Genomic DNA, 24,428 nt, shown 5'->3' on the forward strand with positions numbered 1-24,428 from the left:
GGGATCCTTCCCTCCGGGCGTCCGTGCGTCCCGGCGGCCGCACGGACCCTCCGTACCCTGGGACCCATGATCAAGGTGCTGCTGGCCGACGACGAGACGATGATCAGGGCCGGGGTGCGGGCCATCCTCGCCACCGACCCCGGGATCGAGGTGGTCGCCGAGGCCGGCGACGGCCACGAGGCCGTCGAGCTCGCCCGCGAACACCGCCCCGACGTCGTCCTCCTCGACATCCGGATGCCCCGGCTCGACGGACTCGGCGCCGCCGAGGAGCTGCGCGGGGCCGTCCCGGACGCGGCCGTCGTCATGCTCACCACCTTCTCCGAGGACGCGTACATCGCCCGCGCCCTCGGCAGCGGCGTCAGCGGCTTCCTGCTCAAGTCAGGAGACCCGCGCGAACTGATCGCCGGGGTCAGGGCCGTCGCCGGCGGCGGCGCCGCCCTCTCCCCCACCGTCGCCCGCCGGGTCATCGACACCCTCGGCGGCGAGCGCCTCACCCGCGCCGCCACCGCACGCGCCCGCCTCGACCGGCTCACCGGCCGGGAGCGGGAGGTCGTCGCCCTGCTCGGCGCCGGGCTCTCCAACCAGGAGATCGCGGACCGCATGTACGTCGTCGAGGGCACCGTCAAGGCCCATGTCAGCGCGGTCCTCGGCCGGCTCGGCCTGCGCAACCGGGTCCAGCTCGCGGTCCTCGCGTACGAGGCGGGCCTGGTCACCGATGCGTGAGGCACCGCGCGAGCCGCTGCGCGAGCGCCTCTTCGACCTCCTCCTGTGGCTGCTGCTCTGCGTGCCCGTCCTGCTGAAGTCGGACCCTAACGACGGCGGCAGCTGGACCCGGGTGTCCGTCGGCGTGGTGGTCCTCGCGGGCTGCGTCGCGGTCAGCCGGAGGTGGCCGCTGGTGTCGCTCGCGGCCACGGTCGCGGCGAGCCTGCCGGCCGGCCTGGAGCTGTTCACCCCCTCGTACAGCCTGGCCCTGGTCGCCTTCGGATACCTCGCGGGGCGGCGCCAGGAGCACACCCGGGCGGCGCTCTGGCTGTTCGGCGCGATCGCGGCCACGGGGCTCGTCCTCACCTGGGTCACCCGTACCTCGCTCGGCCAGTGGTTCACCCTGCTGCTCGCGCTCGCCCTCGCCGTCGTCGCGCCCTGGCTGATCGGCCGGTACGTGCGCCAGTACGACCGCCTCGTGCAGAGCGGCTGGCAGCTGGCGGACCGGATGGAGCGCGAGCAGGCGGCGGTCGCCGACCGGGAGCGGCTGCGGGAGCGGTCCCGGATCGCGGGCGACATGCACGACTCGCTCGGCCACGACCTGGCCCTGATCGCGATCCGCGCGGGCGCCCTGGAGGTCTCCCCGGCCCTCGGCCCCGACCAGCAGCGGGCGGTGGGCGAGCTGCGTCGCGCGGCGGCGGACGCGACGGCCCGGCTGCGGGACATCATCGGCGTCCTGCGCGAGGAGGACGACGCGGCGCCGACGAGTCCGCCCGGTGAGACGGTCGAGGAACTGGCGGCCCGCGCCCGCGCGTCGGGGCTCACGGTCACCCTCGCCGCGGCACCGGTGTCCCCGCTGCCGGGGATGTCGGGGCTCGCCCTGCACCGGGTCGTGCAGGAAGGTCTCACCAACGCGGCCAAGCACGCGCCCGGCGCGGCGGTGTCGATCGCCGTCGCCCCGGAGGGAGACGAGGCCGCGACGGTACGGGTCGAGGTGGTCAGCGGTCCCGGCACGGGCGGGCCCTCCCTCGGGTCCGGCTCCGGTGGCACCGGCCTCGTCGGTCTCGGCGAGCGCGTCCGGCTCGCCGGCGGCACCCTCACCCACCGCGCCACCGAGGACGGCGGCTTCGCCCTGACCGCCGTGCTGCCCCGCAAGGCCCCCGCGCCGCTGCCGGCCGCCCCCACCTCGGCCAGGGAACTGGACCTGGCGCGCCGCGAGGTCCGCAAGGGCCTGGCGCGGGCGATCTGGATCCCGCTCGCGCTCCTCGCCGCGCTCGGCGCGCTGATGCTGGGGGTCGCCGCGTGGACGCAGGCCCAGTCGTACCTGGAGCCGGACGACTACGCGAGGATCCGGATCGGTCAGACGCCCGCGCAGCTCGACGCGGCCGTCGACGACTGGCCCGAGCATCCGCTGGACGCCGCACCGCAGGTGGCTCCGCCGGAGCCGCCCGGCATGGACGAGTGCCGGTACTACCGCTCGACGATGCTGGCCGCCGTGCCGGTGTACCGGCTGTGCTTCGTCGCCGGGCACCTCGCCGACAAGGCCGAGGTGCCCTAGGACGGGACAGGTTCGCGCCCTACCGGAGCAGCACCCCCGCCCCCTCCCCCGTCGTCTCCTCCGGCAGGGCCACCAGGCCGAGTTCCGCCGGGTGGGCGAGGAGCGGGTGGGAGGGGCGGACGCGGACCGTGCAGCCGAAGGAGCCGGTGCGGTCGAGTGCCAGGGTGCCCGCGTACGGCTGCCGGCCCTCCAGGTCCGGGCCGCCCGCCGGCTTCAGCGGGACGGCGCGGGTGTCGGCGAGGGTGTCGTCGGCGTCGACCCGGCCGGTGACGACCTGTACCTCCACGTCGTCGGTCCGCAGCCCGTCGAGGGTGACCTTGACGCGGACGACCGGGGTCGCGCCGAGCTCGGCATCGGCCAGGTCGTCCGCGAGGTCGTCGCCGACCTCCACGTGGTCGACGGTCACCTTGGGCCAGGCCTCCCGGACCCGGGCCTTCCAGGCGGCGAGGTCCCGCGCCCGGTCCGGGGTGAGCGCCCGGCGGGCGGCCGCGGCGGGGACGTACAACCGCTCGACGTACTCGCGGACCATGCGGTCGGCGAGCACCTTCGGACCGAGGTCGGTGAGGGTGCGGCGGACCATCGCCGTCCAGCCGGCCGGGACGCCGTCGGGGCCCCGGTCGTAGAAGCGGGGGGCGACCCGGCGTTCGATCAGCTCGTAGAGGGCGGCGGCCTCCAGGTCGTCGCGGCGGTCCTCGTCCGCGGCGGCGGCCCCGTCGGCGGTGGGGATGGCCCAGCCGAAGTCCGGCTCGAACCACTCGTCCCACCAGCCGTCGAGGACGGAGAGGTTGAGGCAGCCGTTGAGCGCGGCCTTCATGCCGCTGGTGCCGCAGGCCTCCAGCGGGCGGAGGGGGTTGTTGAGCCAGACGTCGCAGCCCGGGTAGAGGCCGCGGGCCATCGCCATGCCGTAGTCGGGCAGGAAGACGATCCGGTGCCGGACCCGGGGGTCGTCGGCGAACCGGACGAGTTCCTGCACGAGCCGCTTCCCGCCGTCGTCGGCGGGGTGCGCCTTGCCCGCGACGACGAGCTGCACCGGCCGCTCGGGGTGCAGCAGCAGCGCCCGCAGCCGGTCCTTGTCGCGGAGCATGAGGGTGAGCCGCTTGTACGAGGGGACCCGGCGGGCGAAGCCGATGGTGAGGACGTCGGGGTCGAGGACGGAGTCGGTCCAGCCGAGTTCGGCGGCGGCCGCCCCGCGCTGCCGCCAGGACGCCCGCAGCCGCTCCCGTACGTCGGTCACGAGTCGTTCGCGCAGGGTGCGGCGGAGTTCCCACAGCTCGCGGTCGGCGGGGTCGGGGCCGAGCAGGCCGACCTCGGGCGCGACCCAGGTGGGGGCGTGGACGCCGTTGGTGATGGAGGTGATCGGCACCTCTTCGGCGTCGAAGCCCGGCCAGAGCCCGGCGAACATGGCCCGGCTGACGGCCCCGTGGAGGGTGGAGACGCCGTTGGCGCGCTGGGCGAGGCGCAGGCCCATGGCCGCCATGTTGAAGACGCCGGGCTCGCCGCCCAGCGGGGTCTCGTCGCCGAGTGCGAGGACCTTCCCGGTGTCGACGCCGGGGAGCGCGCCGTCCTCGCCGAGGTGGCGGGCGACCAGTGTGCGGTCGAAGCGGTCGATGCCGGCCGGGACGGGGGTGTGGGTGGTGAACACGGTCCCGGCGCGGACGGTCTCCAGGGCGCTGTCGAAGTCGAGTCCCTCGCCCTGGAGTTCGCGGATGCGTTCGAGGCCGAGGAAGCCGGCGTGGCCCTCGTTGGTGTGGAAGACCTCGGGCGCGGGGGTGCCGGTGAGCCGGGTGTACGTACGGACGGCGCGGACGCCGCCGATGCCGAGCAGCATCTCCTGGAGGAGCCGGTGCTCGCTGCCGCCGCCGTACAGCCGGTCGGTGACGCTGCGTTCGCCGGGGGCGTTCTCCTCGACGTCGGAGTCGAGCATCAGGAGGGGGACGCGGCCGACCTGCGCGATCCAGAGGTGGGCGTGCAGACTGCGCCCGCCGGGCAGGTCGAGGGTGATCCGGGCGGGGGCGCCGTCGGCCTCGCGGAGCAGGGTGACCGGCAGCTCCCCGGGGTCGAGGACGGGGTACTGCTCCTGCTGCCAGCCGTCCCGGCCGAGGGACTGGCGGAAGTAGCCGTGCCGGTAGAGCAGGCCGACGCCGATGAGCGGGACGCCGAGGTCGCTGGCGGACTTGAGGTGGTCGCCGGCGAGGATGCCGAGGCCGCCGGAGTACTGCGGCAGGGCGGCGGTGACGCCGAACTCGGGTGAGAAGTAGGCGAGGGCGGCGGGCGCGTCGGCTGTTCGCCCGGCGGCCTGCTGGTACCAGCGGGGGGCGTGCAGATAGGTGTCGAGGTCCTCGGCGGCGGCCCGGAGCCGGGCCAGGAAGTCCTGGTCGGCGGTGAGCGCGGCGAGCCGGGGGGCTTCGAGGGCGCCCAGGATCCGGACGGGGTCGGTGCCGTCGGAAAGGCCCTCGGGGGCGAGGGATTCGAAGAGGGCGCGGGTGGGTTCGTGCCAGGACCAGCGCAGGTTGTGCGCGAGGTCGGCGAGGGGTCGAAGGGTGTCGGGGAGGACGGGACGCACGGTGAATCGACGGATTGCCTTCACGCGTTCCACCTTCGCAGGCGAGTACGGAGCGGAGTGGACGCACCACGCTGTGCGTCCGTCGTTCCGCCCAGACCTTAGGGCACACCCCTCCCGCCGTGCGACGGCGCACGGGGAGCGGTGGGGCGCGTGTCAGCCGACGGCCGGGAGGGGGACCTCGTACGGGGAGCCCTGGTTCACGGTCGCCGGGTCGAAGGCGCCGGTCGCGGCGTACCGGCAGGCGATGGCGGCGAGTTCCTCGGCGGGGATGACCTGGTGGATGTCGGTGAAGCCGTGCGGGGCGCGCGCGTGCGCGAGGTCGATGACGACCTCGGGGCCCTGTTCGCGGTTGGCCCGCTGGAGCGCGGTGGTGACGGGGCGGCGGTCCCGTTCGTAGGCGGCGAGGCCGTCCTCGGGGTCGGCGTGCCGGGCGAGGGCGTGGGCGAGGGCGCGCGCGTCGACGATCGACTGGCTCGCCCCGTTGGAGCCGATCGGGTACATGGCGTGGGCGGCGTCGCCGATGAGGGTGGTGCGGCCGTGGGTCCACCGGTCGAGCGGCTCCCGGTCGACCATCGGGTACTCGTACGCGGAGTCGGCGGCGCGCAGGATGTCGGGGACGCTGACGCCGTCGAACTCCCAGCCCTCGTAGAACGGGAGGAACGTCCCGACGGGGACGGAGCGGTTCCAGTCGCCGAGGAGCCGCTCCTCCCCCGCGGCCGTCCCGGCCCGGCAGGTGCGCTCGGCCGGGCGGGCGAGCGCCCAGTTCACCAGGACCTCCCGGTCGGGTCCGGTCGGCCGGCCCATGGGGTAGACGACGGCCTTCTGCCGGTCGTCGCCGGCGATGAGCATGAACGAGCCCACCGCCCTCGCCGGCATCCGGGACACCCCCCGCCACACGAGCATCCCGTTCCACGGCGGCTCGCCCTCCCCCGGGTGCAGCGCCGCCCGTACCGTCGAGCGGATGCCGTCCGCGCCGACGAGCACGTCCGGTTCGAGGGAGGCCCGGCCGTGCACGGCGCCCGACCGGTGTTCGAGCCGCAGCCGGGGCCGCCCGTCCGGTGTCGGCTCCACGCCGCTCACCCGGACCCCGGTGACCAGGGCGCCGGGGCCGAGCCGGGCCCGTACGGCGCCGGCGAGGACCTGCTGGAGGTGGCCGCGGTGGACGGAGAGCTGCGGCCAGAGGTAGCCCGCGCCCAGGCCGCGCGGTTCCCGGGATATCAGCCCGCCGGAGCGGTGGTAGTAGCGCAGTTCGCGGGTGCGCAGGGCGCCCGCCTCCAGGGCGTCGAGCAGGCCGAGCGCATCCAGTTCGCGGACGGCGTTCGGCATCAGGTTGAGCCCGGCGCCGACCGGGCGGATCGCGGGCGCCGTCTCCACGACCGTCACCCGTTCGAAGCCGGCGGCGTGCAGGGAGAGGGCGGTGGTGAGGCCGGCGATGCCGCCGCCGGCGATCACGACGTGCGGGCTCTGCCCGTAGTCCGGCGCCGGACGGCGGCGGTGGACCGGGAGGAACGCGGAGGGGGTGTGGGGGGACATGACGACTGCTCCTTCGGCGCCGCTACGCGGCCGACGGCCCGACGGGGGCCCCTGCGGGACGGCGCCGCACGGTCGCGCGGCGCACCATGGTCTCGTTCTCCCTGGTCAGATCCAGGATGGAGCGCAGCAGCGCGACCGGGGCCCCGCCGCTGCCCTCCTCGTACAGCCGGGTCTCCTCGCTGTACGCCTTGCGGGCGATGCCGAGGTGCCGGGCCCGGAAGGTCTTCAGGAGGCGCAGCACCCGGCCGAGCGCCTCCGCCGACGCGGTCAGCGAGGGCGGGAGCCGGTCCGCGCCCTCCCAGCTGACGGCGGCCGAGAGCTTGCTCACCGCCGACACCCCGCCCCGGTGCCGGGTGTGGAAGGCGCGCCAGGCCGGCAGGGCGTACGGCACGGACTCCGCGAGGAAGGCCTCGTAGGCGGGGTCGGAGCGGTCGCACTGCCACAGCGTCAGGTCGACCAGCCAGAGCGGCACCTGCGCGGCGGCCGGGCCGAGGTAGTCCCGGCCGTCCACCTCGATCTCCTCGAAGTAGGGGCGCAGGGTGGCCGCGAAGTACTCGGGGGACACCTGCGCCACCGTGAGGTCGATGGAGTCGACCATCACCCGCACGTGGCGGGCCACCCGGTCGAGGGCGGTGGCGAAGCCCGGGTCGTACGGTTCGAGGCGGGCGACGCGGGCGCAGTCGTCGACCGCGGCGACGAGGCCGGGGAAGACCATCCGTACCGCGTCCTGGAGCCGTGCCTCCGTCGGGTGGCCGGTGTAGGAACGGCGGCGGGGGCCTGGCGGGTTCCAGGTCGTGTAGTGGTGGACGGTGTCCCTGGGCACCATGTCGGTGCGGCGGCCGAGGAGTTCGAGGACGGGCAGCGCCTCGGGCACGGCGCTGAGGGGCTGTACGCCGTGGCGTTTCAGCGAGCCGAGCAGGATGCCGAGGTCCCGCATGGCGGCGAGGGCGTGGCCGACGCTCCACTGGGCGGCCCGGTCGATGTCCGGCACGAGGGCGCGCAGCGCGACGGTGAGCGCGGCGACGTCGGCGTCGGCGTTCATCGCGGGCACGGCGGCGAGCAGGCCGTCGGCGCCGAGCGGGTCGGCGGCGCGTATGTCCTCGGTGCGGTGACGTGGGTCGCCCAGCAGCACGGGGGTTCCTCTTTTCCGGGGCTCTGTTCGCCGAAGAGGCACGGCTCACTCGCCGGTGGTCGGGGGGCGGTGTTTCCGGTGGGGGCGGTCAGTGGCGGTCCGGGACCTGGTGCCCGGGGGAGGGTTGCGGCACCCGTCTCGGCGGGTGGAGGCGTACGGACAGGAGTGCGGCCGCGGCGGCGAAGGCGGCACCGGTGAGCAGGGCGGCGCGGTGTCCTGAGGTCTCGGCGGCCGCGCGGGCCGCGTCGACGGCCTCCGTACGGCTCGTGGCGACGGCCACCAGGACGGCGAGGCCGAGGACGGAGCCGAACTGCTGGCTGGTGTTGACGAGTCCGGAGGCGAGTCCGGTCTCCTCGGCCGGGGCCTCCGCCGTGGCCGCCACGTTCGTGGTGACCATGACGAGCGGCAGGGCGGCGCCCAGGAGCAGGCTCGGGGCGAGGACGGTGGCCGCGAAGCCGCCGTCGGGGGTGAGGGCCAGGGCCAGCCACAGGGTCCCCGCGCACAGCAGGACGAATCCCAGGGTCATCGTCCGGTGCAGGCCCATCCGGAAGATGAGCCGGCCGGTCTGCGGGGCGACCGCGACGACGACGAGCGACAGCGGCAGCAGACCGAGGCCGCCGCCGAGGGGCGAGTACCCGAGGACGTTCTGGAGGTGGAGGCTGACCAGGAAGAACATCGGGAACAGGGTCGTCTGGGCGAGTGCGGCCAGGGTGTTGGACAGCCGGAGCGCGGGCCGGCTCAGGACGGACGGCGGGACGAGGGGCGCGGCGGCCCTGGCCTCGACGGCGGTGAAGGCGAGCAACAGCGCGAGGCCCGCTCCTCCGGCGCCGAGGGTGCGGGCGGACAGCCGTCCGGCGTCGGCCGCGCCGACCAGCGCGTAGGCGACGAGTCCGAGTCCTGCGGTGGCGGTGAGCGCCCCGGCGAGGTCGAAGCCGCCCTGCCGGACGGGTCCGGTGCGGCGGTCGAGGACGAGCGGGGCGAGGCCGGCGAGGACGGCCGCGAGCAGGACGTTCAGCCAGAAGGTGGAACGCCAGCCGAGCAGGTCGGTGAGGACGCCGCCGAGGACCGTGCCGAGGACTCCGCCGAGGCCGCCCATCGCGGCGAACGCGCCGAGCGCCCGGTGCCGGGCGGGCCCGTCGGGGAAGAGCAGGAGGAGCAGGGCGAACGCGGCGGCCGCGGCGAACGCGGCGCCGACGCCCTGGGCGGCGCGGGCCGCGACGAGGGCGTCGGCGCCGGGGGCGAGACCACCTGCGGCGGAGGCGACGGCGAGCAGGCCGAGGCCGCCGAGGAAGACCCGCCGGTGGCCGAGGAGGTCGGCGGTCCGGCCGCCGAGGAGGAGGAGTCCGCCGAAGGTGATGAGGTAGGCGTTGGCGACCCAGGAGAGGTCCGCGGAGCCGGCGGTGAGGTCCTCGCCGACGGACGGCAGCGCGACGTTGACGATCGCGGTGTCCATGATGAGCAGCAGTTGGGTGGCGGCGAGCAGGGCGAGTGCCCCGCGCCGTGGTGCCGGTGCCGTCGTCACCGGTTCGTCCCGAGGCCGTAGCCGTCGAGGCAGGCCTGGGCGAGGTTCTCGCAGTCGTCGGCGCCGCCGGCCAGGGTCTGCATGGTCAGGTAGACGTGCGGGGCGCCGTGGTAGAAGCGCTCGTACTGCTCGTGGCGTCCGGCGAACTCGGAACCGAGGGCGTCCCAGGCGAGCTTGAGGAGCTTGACGCGGTCCTCCGCGGGGTGGCCGGTGGTGCCGAAGTAGCGGCGGACCAGGGGCCCGAGTTCGGGGTGGAGGAGGTCGCGACCGCCGGCGGGCAGCTGGACGAGGGCGCCGCCCGCGAGGAGCCTGATGTCCTGGACGGCCCGCGGGTAGAGCTCGCCGGCCATGATCCGCTGGGCGAAGGAGATGTCCTGCCCGGGGCGGACGCCGCCGCGTCCGCCGTCGACCTCCTCGAACGAGGCCTCGGCGGCGAGTACGAAGGCCTTGGCCTGGGCGACCATGCCGAGGAGCCGGCCGACGGCCTGGGTGACGGGCGGGAGGCTCTCGGTGCCGTTCGAGCGGGTGATGAGGATCGCGAGGCCGGTGAGGAACTCCAGCTTGGTCCAGAAGCGGGTCGCGGACTGGTGGACGAGGTGGAGGTAGGCGGGGGTCTGCCACCAGACGGCGCCGGTGGTGGCCGGGTCGCGGTGGGTGAGGACCCGTTCCCAGGGCACGAAGACGTCCTCGCAGACCAGCATCGCGTCGTTCTCGTCGTACCGGGAGGACAGCGGGTGGTCGAAGACGGACCGGGAGCGTTCCTCGTACGAGGTGCGGGAGATCAGCCCGAGGCCGGGGGTGTCGGGCCGTACGGCGAAGGTCAGGGCGTGCGCGTGGTCGTCGGCGGGGAGCGGCTCGATGGTGCCGACGAGGATCTCGTCGGCGAAGACGGCGCCCGTGCCGACGGTCTTGGCGCCGCGGACGACGATCCCGCCGTCCCGTTCCGCCACGACCCGCAGGGTGAGGTCCTCCCCGCCGTGGCCCGGGGGCGGGTTGCCGAGGGTGAACGCGCAGTGCAGGTCGCCCTCGGCGAGCCGGCGGTGGAAGGCGAGGGCGTGCTCGGCGCCGTCGAAGGTCCCGCCGGTGAAGACGGCGGGCGCTGCGGCGAACCCGGCCGCGCCGGCGGCCATGTAGTCGGGGGTGCGGCCGAGGAAGCCGAAACTGGCCCGGGCCGTGGTGCGGAAGGCGCGGCGGCGGGCGACGAGGTCCTCGTACGAGCGGGGCACGGCGTACGCCCGGCGCACCCCGCCCTGGACGAGGACGGGGTGGTGGACGGGGTCGTCGGCGAGGTCGTAGAGCCCGGCGAAGGAGGCGGCGGTGGACCGGAAGGCCGGGTGGGCGGTGACGTCCTTGACCCGCTCCCCGTCGAGCCAGATCTCGCGCCCGTCGCGCAGCCCCTCCAGATACTCCTGCCCGGACCTCGTCACCGGTGTATCGCCTCTCCTCGGGTGTCACGGCTGTGCCGGTCCCGAGCCTGTCCGGGGCGACCCGTCCGGACAATGAGCGTCCGTCCAGGGGTCCTTAAGAACCGGCCAGGGAGTCCCGAAGATGTCAGGTCGGTGGATCCGGGGCGGCGCGGACGGCCGCAGGGCACCGTCCGGACGGCCGCCCACCGGCCGTCCGCCGGCCGTCGAGGAGCGCCGGTCCGCCGTCCTTCAGGCGGCCCGGTCGGCTCCCGAGCGGTACTCCCCCGGGGTCACCCCGAACCATTTGCGGAAGGCGAGGTGGAAGCCCACGGCGCTCTGGTATCCGACGCGGGCGGGCACGGCCGACTGCGGGAGGGAGGTCTCGGTGAGGAGCCGGCCGGCCTCCTGCATACGGCGGGCGGCGAGGTACCGGGCCGGTGACTCGCCGACCAGGTCGCGGAAGGAGGCGGTGAAGGCGGAGCGGGACATGCCGACCTCCCGGGCGAGGGAGTCGATGGTCCAGGGTTCGGCGAACCGCGTGGCCATCATGACGACGGCCCGGCTGATCCCGGGGTGCCGGAGCAGGGGCAGCGAGGCCGGGTTGCCCGCGAGTTCCCGGAGCAGCGGGCGGAGCGCCAGGACCAGGGCCATCTCGAAGGCGCGCAGGGTGATGAGCCGGTCGCCGGGGCCGACGGGCCGGTCCGGGGCGGCGAGCAGCCGCAGGGTGTCGCGGAGCAGCGGCTCGCGGGCGACCTGGGGCCCGTCGAGGACGAGTGCCCAGGGCAGCGAGGTGTAGAGCCCGGTGGCGGCGCTGGCGTCGTAGTGCAGTCCGGCGCAGAGCAGCCGGCTCTCGGGGCCGCTGCCCTCGATGACGATCTCGCCGGAGGTGCCGGGATGCCGCTCGGGCAGGACGGCCTTGAGCGGGAGGCCCTGGCGGTCGGGCCGGTCGGAGAGGCGGTGCGCGGTGCCGGTCGGGAAGACGACGAGGTCGCCGGCGTGCAGTTCGACCGGGGCCTCGGCCTCGGTGGTGATCCAGCAGTCGCCCTCGACGACGTAGTGGAGGACGGCGCAGCTGCGTTCGGCGTCGCCCTCGATGGCCCAGGGGGCGCGGACGTGCCAGCGGCTGTCGAAGACTCCGGTGAGCCGGAGGGGTTTGAGCAGTTCGCTCAGCAGGTCGTCCTGCTCTTCCAGCTCGGGCTGCTGCGCGTGACGGTCGGTTCCCACGATTGCCATGGACGATCCTTCAACTTCCGCCCCGGTTTGTTAATTGAACGGCCGAAGCCGTGGCGGCGAGCCTGGAAAGACGCCGACACCACAGCCGGGAAAGTCTATCGAAGGGCCTCAGACACACATGTCCAGTGAGATACCGATGCGGGTGGCGGTCGTGGGCGCGACGGGGTTCCAGGGGGGTGCGGTGGCCCGTCTGCTCGCCGAGCGGCGCCACCGGGTCCACACGCTGACACGGCGGCCCTCGGCGGACCGGCCGCCGCTTCCGGGGGCCGCCTTCGTCGCCGGTGATCTGGGCCGTCCGGACGATGTGCGGCAGCTCTTCGAGGGGACGACGCACGCGTTCATGACGATGCCTCTGGTGTACGAGAGCGAGCGGGTGGAGGCGTACGCGCGGAACGTCGCGGAGGCGGCCCTGGAGGCGGGCACGGAGCGGCTGGTCTTCAACGCCAACACCCGCATCCCGCTGGGTCCGACGGACGTCGCGGCCTTCGAGACGCGGCGGCTCGCGGAGCGGGTGCTGCGGGACAGCGGGGTGCCGCTGGTGGTGATCCGTCCGCCGGTGTACCTGGACAACCTGTTCTCGCCGTGGAACGGGCCCGCCCTGGTCGACGACGGCGTGCTCGCCTATCCGCTGCCGGCCTCCGCGCGGACCGCGTGGCTGTCGCACCGGGGCCTGGCGGAGGCGGCGCTCGCGGCGCTCACCCGGGAGGACCTGGAGGGGCGGACGTTCGACATCGGCGGGGAACGCTCCCTGACTGGCGGCGAGCTCGCGGCGGCGTTCGGCCGGGGGCTCGGCCGGGCGGTGCGGTACGAGGAGCTGGATCCGGCCGCTTTCGAACGGAGCCTCGCCCGGCTGCTCGGCCCGGAGACGGCGGCCGGGGTGGCCGGGATCTACCACTTCATGGCGAGCGGCGCCGATCCGCTCCTGATGGCGGACGACGACGGCGTGTCGACGGAGGTCCTGGCCCTCGGACCTCCTCCGGTGGAGGAATGGGTGGCCCGCCAGCCGTGGCAGGTCTGGTCCTCGGACACGCCCTCGCAGCGCTGACCGCGACGCGCGGAACAGGTCCCGCCCCACAAGGGCGGGGTCTTTTCTTTGTCCGGGTCCTGTGCTTGCCGCTTCGGCTACGCCCTAGTAGTTAACAAAGCGCCGGGATTGCCCACCCGAGAACCGTGGGAAGGCTTCACCGGTAATCCCCCGAACCCTTCTCCCCGTGACCCCTGTTCATCCCTGTGGACCCGCCATCCGAGTGAACGCGGACAGGAGCGGCCATGCCCGCAACCCGTCGGCCGTCGACGGAGCTAGAAAGAGCGCACAACCACCACCCGCACCCCCGTAACCCGTCAGGTGATGCTGTGAATCCGCTCATGGGACGCATTCCCGTACTGGACGTACGCCCGCTGGTCGACTGTGGCCGGCGCCCCGCCAAGGCGGTGGCCGGAGAGTCCTTCGAGGTGACGGCGACCGTCTTCCGCGAGGGCCACGACGCGGTCGCCGCCAATGTCGTGCTGCACGGCCCCTCGGGCCGCCCCGGCCCCTGGACCCCGATGCGCGAACTGGCGCCGGGCACCGACCGGTGGGGTGCCGAGGTCACCCCGGACGCCGAGGGCCGGTGGACGTACACCGTCGAGGCGTGGAGCGACCCGGTGGCCACCTGGCGCCACACGGCGAGGATCAAGATCCCGGCCGGGATCGACTCCGAACTGGTCCTCGCCGAGGGCGCCGAGCTGCACGAGCGGGCGGCGAAGGGCGTCCCGAAGAAGGGCGGCGCCCGGGAGGCCGTGCTCGCCGCCGCGGACGCGCTGCGCGACGCGTCCCGGCCCGCCGCGGTCCGGCTCGCGGCGGCCCTGAACCCCCGGGTCGTCGAGTCCCTCGGCCGGCACCCGCTGCGCGAACTCCTCTCGTCCTCGCCCGCGTTGCCCCTGCAGGTGGAGCGGGAGCGCGCCCTGTTCGGCTCCTGGTACGAGTTCTTCCCGCGCTCCGAGGGCGTACGGAAGGTCAAGGGCCGTACGGTCCCGGGGAACTTCCGCACCGCCGCCGAGCGGCTCCCGGCGGTGGCGGCGATGGGCTTCGACGTGGTCTACCTGCCGCCGGTGCACCCCATCGGCGAGACCCACCGCAAGGGCCCCAACAACTCCCTCTCCGCGGCGCCGAACGACGTCGGCGTGCCGTGGGCGATCGGTTCGCCGGAGGGCGGGCACGACGCGCTCCACCCGGACCTGGGGACCTTCGAGGACTTCGACGCCTTCGTGGCGCGGGCCCGGGAGCTGCGTCTCGAGATCGCCCTGGACTTCGCGCTCCAGTGCTCCCCGGACCACCCGTGGGTGGAGAAGCACCCGGAGTGGTTCCACCACCGTCCGGACGGCTCGATCGCGTACGCCGAGAACCCGCCGAAGAAGTACCAGGACATCTACCCGATCGCGTTCGACGTCGACATGGACGGGATCGTCGCGGAGACCGTGCGGATCCTCCGGCACTGGATGGGCCACGGGGTGCGGATCTTCCGCGTCGACAACCCGCACACCAAGCCGGTGGTGTTCTGGGAGCGGGTGATCGGCGAGATCAACGCCGCCGACCCGGACGTGATCTTCCTGGCAGAGGCCTTTACCCGGCCGGCGATGATGCGGACGCTCGGCGCGATCGGCTTCCAGCAGTCGTACACGTACTTCACCTGGCGGAACACCAAGGAGGAGCTCACGGAGTACCTGACGGAGCTGTCCGGCGAGACGGCGGCGCAGATGCGGCCGAACTTCTTCGTGAACACCCCGGACATCCTGCCCGCCTATCTGCAGGAGGGCGGCCGGCCGGCGTTCGAGGCGCGGGCGGTGCTCGCGGCGACGCTGTCGCCCTCGTGGGGCATGTATGCCGGGTACGAGCTCTGCGAGGGCACCCCGCTGCGGGACGGCAGCGAGGAGTACCTCGACTCGGAGAAGTACCAACTCCGGCCGCGTGACTGGGAGTCGGCGGAGCGTGCCGGGGCGACGATCACCCCGCTGATCACCGCCCTGAACCGGATCAGGCGCCGTCACCCGGCTCTGCGCCGGCTGCGGAATCTCACCTTCCATGACACGGACAACCCGCAGGTGATCGCGTACAGCAAGCGTTCGGGTTCGAACATCGTTCTGGTGGTCGTCAACCTCGACCCGCACCACACCCAGGAGGCGACGCTCTCGTTGGACATGCCGGAACTCGGCCTCGACTGGCACGAGACCGTGCCGGTGCGCGACGAGCTCACCGGCGAGACCTATCACTGGGGCAGGACCAGCTACGTGCGCCTAGAGCCGGGTGTCACACCCGCGCACGTCCTCGTCCTGCGACCGTCCCCGCAGACCGGAGGGTCACCCACATCATGACTGTCAACGAGCCCGTCCCCGACACCTTCGAGGACACTCCCGCCAAGGACCGCGATCCCGACTGGTTCAAGCGGGCCGTCTTCTACGAGGTCCTCGTCCGGTCCTTCCAGGACAGCAACGGGGACGGCGTCGGCGACCTCAAGGGCATCACGTCCAAACTGGACTACCTCCAGTGGCTGGGCGTGGACTGCCTCTGGCTGCCACCGTTCTTCAAGTCCCCCCTGAGGGACGGCGGCTACGACGTCGCCGACTACACGTCGGTGCTGCCCGAGTTCGGCGACCTGGCCGACTTCGTCGAGTTCGTCGACGCGGCCCACCAGCGCGGGATGCGGGTGGTCATCGACTTCGTCATGAACCACACGAGCGACCAGCACGAGTGGTTCCAGGAGTCGCGGCGCGACCCGGAGGGGCCGTACGGCGACTACTACGTCTGGGCCGACGACGACAAGCAGTACGCGGACGCCCGGATCATCTTCGTCGACACCGAGTCCTCGAACTGGACCTTCGACCCGGTGCGCAAGCAGTACTACTGGCACCGGTTCTTCTCGCACCAGCCCGACCTCAACTACGAGAACCCGGCGGTGCAGGAGGAGATCCTGTCCGCGCTGAAGTTCTGGCTGGACCTGGGGATCGACGGCTTCCGGCTCGACGCGGTGCCGTACCTGTACCAGCAGGAGGGCACCAACTGCGAGAACCTCCCGGCGACCCACGCCTTCCTCAAGCGGGTCCGCAAGGAGATCGACGACCACTACCCGGACACGGTGCTGCTCGCCGAGGCCAACCAGTGGCCGGAGGACGTCGTCGACTACTTCGGCGACTTCCGTTCCGGCGGCGACGAGTGCCACATGGCGTTCCACTTCCCGGTGATGCCACGGATCTTCATGGCCGTACGGCGCGAGTCCCGTTACCCGGTCTCCGAGATCCTGGCGAAGACCCCGGAGATCCCCTCCGGCTGCCAGTGGGGCATCTTCCTGCGCAACCACGACGAGCTCACGCTCGAGATGGTCACGGACGAAGAGCGCGACTACATGTACGCCGAGTACGCCAAGGACCCGCGCATGCGGGCCAACATCGGCATCCGGCGCCGTCTCGCCCCGCTCCTCGACAACGACCGCAAGCAGATGGAGCTGTTCACCGCGCTGCTCTTCTCGCTGCCCGGTTCGCCGGTGCTCTACTACGGCGACGAGATCGGCATGGGCGACAACATCTGGCTGGGCGACCGGGACGGCGTCCGCACCCCGATGCAGTGGACCCCCGACCGGAACGCCGGCTTCTCCTCCTGCGACCCGGGACGGCTCTACCTGCCGGCCATCATGGACCCGGTCCACGGCTACCAGGTGACCAACGTCGAGGCGGGCATGGCCTCGCCGTCCTCGCTGCTGCACTGGACGAAGCGGATGATCGAGATCCGGAAGCAGAACCGGGCCTTCGGGACGGGGACGTACACCGAACTCCCGGCGTCCAACCCGGCGGTGCTCGCCTTCCTCCGCGAGACCACCCCCGAAGAGGGAATGGATGCCGATCTCGTCCTCTGCGTGAACAACTTCTCGCGGTTCGCGCAGCCGACCGAACTCGACCTCCGACGCTTCGACGGCACCCAGCCGGTGGAGCTGATCGGCGGGGTGACGTTCCCGGCCATCGGCCAGCTCCCCTACCTCCTGACCCTTGCGGGACACGGCTTCTACTGGTTCCGTCTCAAGAAGGGCTGACCGCCGGTCAGTTCGGATTCGTCCGGGGTGGGACGGTTTCCTCCCGTCCCACTCTGGGCACTGTGACCCACACACGTTCCGCAGCACGATTCAGGTCCATACGGGCCTTCTTGCCGGGCCCATACGGATCTTCCCCTTCCGACACGTCCCGCACATCCGGACAGCCCCAGCCGCCATCCGGGACACTCTGCGCATTTGAACGCATACGACAGCCAACTGCGTGCCCCGGGGAAAGGACGCGATGCCATGCCGGAGACCGCATCCACCACCCGGGCCCCGGACGCCCTCCTTCCGTCCCTCGCTCCCCTGCTCCACGAATGGCTGCCACGGCAGCGCTGGTTCGCGGGCAAGGGCCGCCGGGTCGCCGGATTCACGCTGGACGCGGCCACCGAGCTGCTGCCCCTGGACGGCGCGGGCCCCGGCCTCCTCCATCTGCTCGTACGGGTCGAACAGCCGGGCCGCCCGGCCGAGACACCCGCCGACTGCTACCAACTGCTCCTGGGCGTACGGACCCAGCTCCCGCCCCGCCTCGCCCCCGCCCTGATCGGGCGGATCCGGCAGGGGCCGCTCGCCGGACGCGCCGTGTACGAAGGGCTGCGCGACCCGCGGCTCGCCGGCCTCCTCTACGAGCGACTGCGCACCCCGGGCCGGACCGGCCCCCTGCACTTCCACGCCACGACGGCGCTCCCGCCCGCCCTGGCCCCCCGCGTGCTGGACGCCGAGCAATCCAACTCGTCCCTGGTGTACGGAGATTCGTTCATCCTCAAGATCTTCCGCCGGGTCAGCCCGGGGGCCAACCCGGACCTGGAACTGCCGCTCGCCCTCGCCGGAGCGGGCTGCGCCCGGGTCCCGGCACCGGTCGCCTGGTTCGAGAGCGGGGCGGCGACCCTGGGCGTCCTCCAGCCGTACCTGCGGGACTCCCGCGACGGATGGCGGCTCGCGCTCGACGCGCTCGCCGACGGACGGGACTTCACCGCGGAGGCGCGGGCACTCGGCCGGGCCACGGCCGAGGTCCACCTCGCCCTCGCGGAGGCGCTGCCGACCCGTCGGCTCGGCCGCGCCGAGACCGAGCAGCTGGCGGCCGCGATGGACCGCCGGCTGCACGCGGCGGCACAGGCGGTACCGGCGCTGCTGCCGTTCGTCCCCGGCCTGCGCGCCGTCTTCGAGGCGGCGAGCGGCACGTCCGGCGGCGGGCTCGTCCAGCGCATCCACGGCGACCTGCACCTCGGGCAGACCCTGCGGGGGTCCGACGGCGGCTGGGCCGTCATCGACTTCGAGGGCGAGCCGGCGAAGCCGCTCGACGAACGGCGCAGCCCGCAGCCCACGGTCCGCGACGTGGCCGGCATGCTCCGCTCCTTCGACTACGCGGCCCGCACGCACCGGCCGTGGAACGCGGAATGGGCGGCGCGGAGCCGGGCGGCGTTCTGCACGGGGTACGCGGAGGCCTCGGGGGCGGATCCCCGGTCGGATCCGGCGCTGCTGCGTGCCTACGAGACGGACAAGGCGGTGTACGAGGTCGTGTACGAGGCCCGGCACCGGCCGGACTGGCTCCCGGTCCCCATGTCCGCCATCGAACGCCTCTCGGCCCCCCGGTGACGCGGCCCCCGGCCCCGCCGCGGGCACCGCCACCACGCTGCCGGGGCCCGCGGGCAGCCCCCCGGCGCCCCACCCGGGCCCCACCCCCCGCGGGCCCGCACGGCCCCCCGCCGTACGGGCTGCGCCCTCGCCCCCCGTGTGGGCGATCGTCCCGCCCGGGGGTCCCCCTGGACGAAGTGCCCCGGGAAGGAACGACTGCCCACGACGGGGTGTCCGGGGTGGGCACCGCCCGATGCAGACGCCTGCCGCGCGCCACCGGTGGGCGGCACCCGCCCTGAGCGCCTTTCCGCTCACCACCCTCACGCACCGCCCGTTCGGCCGAGTGTCCCGTCCCCGTACCGCGCCGTTGCGCAGTCATACCCCCCGTACCCCCAGGAGGCATCCCGGTGACCGCCCGCCCCGCAGGCAAGTCGGCCCGCACCAGCACAGCAGCCAGGAAGGACAAGACCGCCGCCACGCCGCCCGCCCCCCGCCAGGCCCCCCCGCTCGACCCGGTCGACCGGGCGCGCCTGCTCGCCGGGGAGCATCACGACCCGCACGGCGTGCTCGGCGCGCATCCGGTGCGCGGCGGCGTGGTGATCCGGGTGCTGCGCCCATGGGCGAAGGAGGTCACCGTCCTGGCGAAGGGCAGGCGGATCCCGCTCCGGAGCGAGGGCGACGGGATCTTCTCCGGGCTGCTGCCCCTGCTCCGCAAGGTCCCCGCGTACGAGCTGCGCGTCCGGTACGACGACGGTCCCGACGAGCTCGCCGTCCACGACCCGTACCGCTTCCTGCCCTCGCTCGGCGACCTCGACCTGCACCTGATCGGCGAGGGCCGGCACGAGGAGCTGTGGACGGCCCTCGGCTCCCACACCATGACCCACGACGGAGTCGCCGGCACCCGCTTCGCGGTCTGGGCGCCGAACGCCCGCGGCGTCCGCGTCACCGGTGACTTCACGCACTGGGACGGCACGGGGCTGCCCATGCGCTCGCTGGGTTCGACGGGTGTGTGGGAGCTGTTCGTGCCGGGGATCGGCGAGGGCGCGCTCTACAAGTACGACATCACGCGGCCCGACGGTACGCACACCGTCCGCGCGGACCCGATGGCCCGCCGTACCGAGTGCCCGCCGAACACCGCGTCGATCGTCACCGCCTCGCACTACACCTGGGACGACGCGGAGTGGATGGAGCGGCGCGGGGCGCGCCCGCCGCACGAGGCGCCGCTCTCCGTCTACGAGGTCCATCTGCCGTCCTGGCGGCCGGGGTTGAGCTACCGGCAGCTGGCCGAGCAGCTGCCCGCGTACGTCCGCGACCTCGGCTTCACGCACGTGGAGCTGATGCCGGTCACCGAGCACCCCTTCGGCGGCTCGTGGGGCTACCAGGTCACGGGCTTCTACGCGCCGACGGCCCGCATGGGCACCCCCGACGACTTCAGGTTCCTGGTGGACGCGCTGCACCGGGCGGGCATCGGGGTCCTGATGGACTGGGTGCCGGCGCACTTCCCGAAGGACGACTGGGCGCTGGCCGAGTTCGACGGGCGGCCGCTGTACGAGCACGAGGACCCGCGCCGCTCGCACCATCCCGACTGGGGCACCCTGGAGTTCGACTACGGCCGCAAGGAGGTGCGGAACTTCCTGGTGGCGAACGCCGTGTACTGGTGCCAGGAGTTCCACATCGACGGCCTTCGGGTGGACGCGGTGGCGTCGATGCTCTACCTGGACTACTCGCGGGAGCACGGCGAGTGGCTGCCGAACGAGCACGGCGGGCGGGAGAACCTGGACGCGGTGGCCTTCCTCCAGGAGATGAACGCGACGGTGTACCGGCGCTGCCCGGGGATCGTGACGTTCGCGGAGGAGTCCACGGCCTGGGACGGGGTGACGCGGGCGACGGACCAGGTGGGGCCGGGCGGCTTCGGTGGTCTGGGCTTCGGCATGAAGTGGAACATGGGCTGGATGCACGACTCGCTGGAGTACGTGCAGAAGGAGCCGGTGCACCGCAAGTACCACCACCACGAGATGACGTTCTCGATGGTGTACGCGTACAGCGAGAACTACATCCTGCCGATCTCCCACGACGAGGTCGTGCACGGCAAGCGGTCGCTGGTGTCGAAGATGCCGGGCGACTGGTGGCAGCAGCGCGCCAACCACCGTGCCTACCTCGGCTTCATGTGGGCCCACCCGGGCAAGCAACTGCTCTACATGGGGCAGGAGTTCGCGCAGGGCGGCGAGTGGTCGGCGGACCACGGGCCGGACTGGTGGCTGCTCGATCCGGCGTACGCGGCGGAACCGGACCACCGGGGTGTGCGGGATCTCGTCCGCGACCTGAACACGGTGTACCAGGCGACGCCTTCGCTGTGGGAGCGGGACACCGTGCCGGACGGCTTCCAGTGGGTGGTCGGGGACGCGGCCGAGGACAACGTCTTCGCGTTCCTGCGCTTCGACGCCTTCGGCTCGCCGCTGCTCGCGGTCTCGAACTTCTCGCCGGTCGTCCGGCACGACTACCGGCTCGGTGTGCCGGACGCGGTGGTGGCCTGGTCGGAGGTCCTGAACACGGACGCCGGCCGGTACGGCGGCGGGGACGTGGTGGGGCGGGATCCGGTGAAGACGGAATCGGTTCCGCACCACGGGCGTGCGGCCAGCATCCGGATGACGCTGCCGCCGCTCGCGACCGTCTGGCTGCGCCCGGCCTAGCCTTCGGGCCCGGGCCGGCGGGGCGGAAAAGGTCACTACCTGTCCGATAATTGACGGTCGTTCAGTTGATGGTTCACGCGTTCGGGCATCTCACCCGTTGTTCGGATATCTTCGCTCTCCAGATCAGGCCGACAGGCCCGGAGGGCGGGGAATGATGCAGGACACCGTCGCGCGGCGTCTGTCGCCGCAGCTCTGCCATCGGGTGCGCGGCGAGGACACCTTCCCCGTCGAGTGGCGACCGCTCGACGGGAGGGACCGCTTCGCGGTCCGGGCCGCCTGGCCCACCGACCACCCGTTCTTCACCCCGGTCCGCCGGGGTGCGGAGCGGTGCCACGACCCGCTTCTGGTCGTCGAGACGCTGCGGCAGGCCACGATGGCGCTTCTGCACTCGGTCCACGGGCTTCCGCTGACCCGGCACATCCTGCTGGGCGAGATCTTCCTGACCTGTGACCCGGCGGGCCTCGCCGTCGCCGGCGACGAGCCGGGCATCGAGATCCGGTTCGTCGAACTCGTCCTACGCGGCGATCAGTTGGCCGAGATGATGGTGGAGTGGACCGTTCGGCGGGGCGCGCGCGTGGTGGCGACGGGCGGTGGCCGCGCCCGGTTCGCCGGCGGCGCCGCCTACCGCAGACTGCGCGGCGGGCACGTCGAGGCCGGCGTCGCCCACCCGGGACCCTGGACCCACCGGGCCCCGGCGCCGCTCGCCGGGCGGGCGAGGCGCGAGGACGTCCTCCTCTCCCCCACCGGCCGGGAGGGGGTGTGGGAACTGGTCGTCGACACCGGTCACCCCACCCTCTTCCCGCGGCCCAACGATCACATACCGGGGATGCTCTTCCTGGAGGCCGCCCGACAGGCCGTCTCCGCCGCCGTGTGGCCCCGCCCCTGCCTGCCGGCCGCTCTGCGGATCCGTTTCGACCGGTACGCCGAGTTCGACGGCGGCCCCTGCCTGCTCCGCGTGGAGCCCAGGGGCCCGGCGGGGACGGCGGAGTCCGCCGGGACGGCAGGGACGTCCGAGGGGCCCGGGACGTTCGAGGTCACCGGGTACCAGGACGGTGCGCGGCTCTTCAGCTGCGAGCTGCGGACCGGATGATCCCGAGCCGCTGGGTCGCCCGGGTCAGCGCCACGTACAGGTCGTTCGTCCCGTGCACGGCCCCGGCCACGATGCTCTCCGGGTCGACGACCAGCACGGTGTCGAACTCCAGGCCCTTCGCCTGCCGGGGGTCGAGCAGCACGACCGGCCGGGTGAGGTCGGGAGCCGGGCCGTACGCGGCCTCGGGCAGCGCGGTGATCAGTCCCGGGTGCAGCTCCGGCGGGGCGATCACGGCGATCCTGCCCTCTTCGCGCAGCTCGGCCGCCACCGCGTCGGCGGCCTCCTTCACCGGGTCGTCCACCGTCCGGTCCCAGGGCTCCACCCCGGTGGACCGTACCGAGCTCGGCGGCTCGAACCCCGGGTCGTCGGCCCGTCGCACCTCGGCCGCGACGGCCATGATCTCGGCGGGCGTACGGTAGTTGACGCCGAGGCGCACCAGCTCCCAGCGGTCCTCCACGTACGGGGCGAGGATCCGCTCCCAGGCGCCGACTCCGGCCGGGTCGCCGGTCTGGGCGGGGTCGCCGACCAGGGTCATCGAGCGGGTGGGGCTGCGGCGCATGAGGAGCCGCCAGGCCATCGCGGAGAGCTCCTGCGCCTCGTCGACGATGATGTGCCCGAAAGCCCAGGTGCGGTCGGCGGCGGCGCGCTCGGCCGCCGTGCGGTGGTCGGCCTCCTCGTGGCGCTCGGCGAAGCGCTCGGCGTCGATGATGTCGTGGGCCGAGAGGACCTCGGACGCGTCCTTGTCGTGCTCCTCCTTGTCCTCGAACTCGTAGGTGCGGGAGGCGTAGGAGACGTCGAGGACGCCCTGCGCGTACTGGATCTGCTTCTGCCGTTCGGCCTCCTCGGCGGCGCGGACCGCGGAGTCGTCCTCGCCGAGGAGTTCGGCGGCCTCGTCGAGCAGCGGCACGTCGGCGGGGGTCCAGGGGCCGCCCTCGCGCCGGATCTCCCGGGCGTCGGCCTCGTCGAGGTGGGTGGGTTCGGCCAGGTAGTCGGCGAGGAAGTCGTGCGGGGTGAGCGCGGGCCAGAGGGTGTCGATCGCCGCGTACACCTCGGGGTTCCCCGCGATGCCCTTGGCGAGCAGGGCGATGTCGTCGGGGCCGAGGAAGTTGGGGCCGCCGTAGGGATCGGCGCCGATCCGGTCGGCGAGCTGTTCGGCGAGCGCGTCGAGGATCCGGAAGACGAAGTACGGGCGGGCCAGGTTGTGCGGGAGGGCCGTCTCGCGGGCCTTGTGGCGGGCCTCCAGGGCCATGTCCCAGTCGATGACCAGGTCGCCGTCCTCGTGCGGGACGATCAGCGGTTCGCCGCGCTCGGGGACCTGCTGGCGGTCCCGTACGGCCGCGGCGAGGGCTTCCGCCATGGTGGCGGAGCCCTTGACGGCGGCGGCGCGGGAGGTGTCGGTGCCGGTGGCGCGGACGCCGGGGAACAGCTCGGCGGGGGTGGCGAGGAGGACGCCGGTCTCGCCGAGCGAGGGCAGGACGTTGCCGATGTAGCCGAGGAAGGCCGGGTTGGGGCCGACGATGAGGACGGCCCGCTTGGCGAGCTGCTCGCGGTGCGCGTAGAGGAGGTAGGCGGCGCGGTGCAGGGCGACCGCCGTCTTGCCGGTGCCCGGGCCGCCCTCGACGACCAGGACCCCGCGGTGCGGCGAGCGGATGATGCCGTCCTGCTCGGCCTGGATGGTCTGCACGATGTCGTGCATCCGGCCGGTGCGGGCGGCGTCGAGCGCGGCGAGCAGCACCTCGTCGGCGTCGCGGTTCTCGTGCCCGGTGCGGGTGGCGTCGCCGAGGTCGAGCACCTCGTCGTGGAGTGCCGTGACCGTCCGGCCGAGGGTGCTGATGTGCCGGCGGCGGGAGAGCCCCATCGGCTCGTACCCGGTGGCGAGGTAGAAGGGGCGGGCGACATCGGCGCGCCAGTCGACGACCAGCGGGGTGCGGTTCGGGTCGTCCTCGCGGATGCCGAGCCGGCCGATGTGGTGGTCGCGCCCGTCCTTGAAGACGAGCCGGCCGAAACAGAGCCCGCTCTCCCCCGCGTTGAGCGCGGCGAGCAGCCCGGACTGCTCGGCGACCATGACGTCGCGTTCGAGCCGGCCCTGGTTGCCGCCGGCCCCAGGGGTACGCAGGGCCCGCTCGACGGCGGCCTCGGCCTGGTCCCTCAGGTCGTCGAGTCGTGTGTAGAGATCGGTGATGAATTGCTGCTCGTTCCGAAATTCCTCGGTTGACAATTCGACTCCCGGCGCGATACAGTGCGTTTATTGAACTTCTCTGCGCCTGTGGTGATTCCGGGCGCAGAATCCCTCAATATACGCGATGAAATACCCCGACTGTCAATTGTAGTCGGGGTATTTCTGTGTGCCCTGCCGAACTGTCG

The 24,428-nt window shown here is 73.3% G+C and carries 15 protein-coding genes; 8 read left to right on the plus strand and 7 right to left on the minus strand.

Annotated elements, in window-relative coordinates; all coding sequences use genetic code 11:
- Positions 1-66 precede the first annotated feature (66 nt).
- Positions 67-723: a response regulator transcription factor gene (locus ACIP84_RS24115; RefSeq protein ID WP_355957799.1), complete on the plus strand. Its 657-nt coding sequence runs from the start codon at positions 67-69 to the stop codon at positions 721-723.
- Positions 716-2,260: a sensor histidine kinase gene (locus ACIP84_RS24120; RefSeq protein WP_401800166.1), complete on the plus strand. Its 1,545-nt coding sequence runs from the start codon at positions 716-718 to the stop codon at positions 2,258-2,260. The genes ACIP84_RS24115 and ACIP84_RS24120 overlap by 8 nt, the downstream gene beginning before the upstream one ends.
- Before the next feature lie 19 nt (positions 2,261-2,279).
- On the opposite strand, the gene glgP is transcribed toward ACIP84_RS24120, so the two are convergent.
- From glgP to ACIP84_RS24150, 6 genes are all read right to left on the minus strand, one after another.
- Positions 2,280-4,847, minus strand: coding sequence for an alpha-glucan family phosphorylase (glgP, locus tag ACIP84_RS24125; protein ID WP_355957793.1), 2,568 nt, complete (start codon positions 4,845-4,847; stop codon positions 2,280-2,282).
- Between the two features lie 129 nt (positions 4,848-4,976).
- Positions 4,977-6,356 (minus strand): FAD-dependent monooxygenase, encoded by a 1,380-nt coding sequence (locus ACIP84_RS24130; protein WP_401800168.1) that lies wholly within the window; start codon positions 6,354-6,356, stop codon positions 4,977-4,979.
- 22 nt (positions 6,357-6,378) lie between these two features.
- On the minus strand, positions 6,379-7,485 hold the full coding sequence (locus tag ACIP84_RS24135) for a monodechloroaminopyrrolnitrin synthase PrnB family protein (RefSeq protein WP_401800527.1): 1,107 nt from the start codon (positions 7,483-7,485) through the stop codon (positions 6,379-6,381).
- A gap of 91 nt (positions 7,486-7,576) precedes the next feature.
- Complete coding sequence (locus ACIP84_RS24140) at positions 7,577-9,010, minus strand: MFS transporter (protein ID WP_401800170.1); 1,434 nt, start codon at positions 9,008-9,010, stop codon at positions 7,577-7,579.
- Positions 9,007-10,437, minus strand: coding sequence for a 4-hydroxyphenylacetate 3-hydroxylase family protein (locus tag ACIP84_RS24145; RefSeq protein ID WP_401800173.1), 1,431 nt, complete (start codon positions 10,435-10,437; stop codon positions 9,007-9,009). The genes ACIP84_RS24140 and ACIP84_RS24145 overlap by 4 nt, the downstream gene beginning before the upstream one ends.
- A 228-nt stretch (positions 10,438-10,665) precedes the next feature.
- Entirely contained in the window at positions 10,666-11,649 is a 984-nt protein-coding gene (locus ACIP84_RS24150; RefSeq protein WP_187623177.1) for an AraC family transcriptional regulator, read from the minus strand.
- A 118-nt stretch (positions 11,650-11,767) separates the two neighbouring features.
- On the opposite strand from ACIP84_RS24150, the gene ACIP84_RS24155 reads away from it, so the two are divergent.
- From ACIP84_RS24155 to ACIP84_RS24180, 6 genes are all read left to right on the plus strand, one after another.
- Complete coding sequence (locus ACIP84_RS24155) at positions 11,768-12,694, plus strand: SDR family oxidoreductase (RefSeq protein ID WP_401800175.1); 927 nt, start codon at positions 11,768-11,770, stop codon at positions 12,692-12,694.
- A gap of 320 nt (positions 12,695-13,014) precedes the next feature.
- Positions 13,015-15,000, plus strand: a complete 1,986-nt coding sequence (locus tag ACIP84_RS24160) for an alpha-1,4-glucan--maltose-1-phosphate maltosyltransferase (protein WP_401800176.1) — start codon at positions 13,015-13,017, stop codon at positions 14,998-15,000.
- The gene (treS, locus tag ACIP84_RS24165; RefSeq protein WP_355957773.1) at positions 14,997-16,709 is read left to right on the plus strand and encodes a maltose alpha-D-glucosyltransferase; all 1,713 of its coding nucleotides are present in this window, start codon (positions 14,997-14,999) and stop codon (positions 16,707-16,709) included. The genes ACIP84_RS24160 and treS overlap by 4 nt, the downstream gene beginning before the upstream one ends.
- Positions 16,710-16,955: 246 nt before the next feature.
- Entirely contained in the window at positions 16,956-18,305 is a 1,350-nt protein-coding gene (locus ACIP84_RS24170; protein ID WP_401800178.1) for a maltokinase, read from the plus strand.
- A gap of 386 nt (positions 18,306-18,691) precedes the next feature.
- The gene (gene glgB, locus ACIP84_RS24175; protein ID WP_401800180.1) at positions 18,692-20,974 is read left to right on the plus strand and encodes a 1,4-alpha-glucan branching enzyme; all 2,283 of its coding nucleotides are present in this window, start codon (positions 18,692-18,694) and stop codon (positions 20,972-20,974) included.
- A 151-nt stretch (positions 20,975-21,125) separates the two neighbouring features.
- Positions 21,126-22,064 carry a ScbA/BarX family gamma-butyrolactone biosynthesis protein gene (locus ACIP84_RS24180; RefSeq protein WP_401800182.1) on the plus strand — a complete coding sequence of 313 codons (939 nt, stop codon included), beginning with the start codon at positions 21,126-21,128 and terminating at the stop codon, positions 22,062-22,064.
- Here the strand turns inward: ACIP84_RS24180 and ACIP84_RS24185 are convergent.
- Entirely contained in the window at positions 22,039-24,282 is a 2,244-nt protein-coding gene (locus ACIP84_RS24185) for a HelD family protein (RefSeq protein WP_401800184.1), read from the minus strand. The genes ACIP84_RS24180 and ACIP84_RS24185 overlap by 26 nt on opposite strands.
- Between the last annotated feature and the right edge of the window lie 146 nt (positions 24,283-24,428).

Origin of the sequence: Streptomyces sp. NPDC088707, assembly GCF_044752725.1 — a bacterium.
Lineage (GTDB): Bacteria > Actinomycetota > Actinomycetes > Streptomycetales > Streptomycetaceae > Streptomyces.

Coding starts and splice junctions, on each gene's coding strand:
- ACIP84_RS24115 (WP_355957799.1), top strand. CDS start 67: ATGATCAAGGTGCTGCTGGCCGACGACGAGACGATGATCAGGGCCGGG.
- ACIP84_RS24120 (WP_401800166.1), top strand. CDS start 716: ATGCGTGAGGCACCGCGCGAGCCGCTGCGCGAGCGCCTCTTCGACCTC.
- ACIP84_RS24130 (WP_401800168.1), bottom strand. CDS start 6,356: ATGTCCCCCCACACCCCCTCCGCGTTCCTCCCGGTCCACCGCCGCCGT.
- ACIP84_RS24150 (WP_187623177.1), bottom strand. CDS start 11,649: ATGGCAATCGTGGGAACCGACCGTCACGCGCAGCAGCCCGAGCTGGAA.
- ACIP84_RS24155 (WP_401800175.1), top strand. CDS start 11,768: ATGTCCAGTGAGATACCGATGCGGGTGGCGGTCGTGGGCGCGACGGGG.
- ACIP84_RS24160 (WP_401800176.1), top strand. CDS start 13,015: ATGGGACGCATTCCCGTACTGGACGTACGCCCGCTGGTCGACTGTGGC.
- treS (WP_355957773.1), top strand. CDS start 14,997: ATGACTGTCAACGAGCCCGTCCCCGACACCTTCGAGGACACTCCCGCC.
- ACIP84_RS24170 (WP_401800178.1), top strand. CDS start 16,956: ATGCCGGAGACCGCATCCACCACCCGGGCCCCGGACGCCCTCCTTCCG.
- ACIP84_RS24180 (WP_401800182.1), top strand. CDS start 21,126: ATGATGCAGGACACCGTCGCGCGGCGTCTGTCGCCGCAGCTCTGCCAT.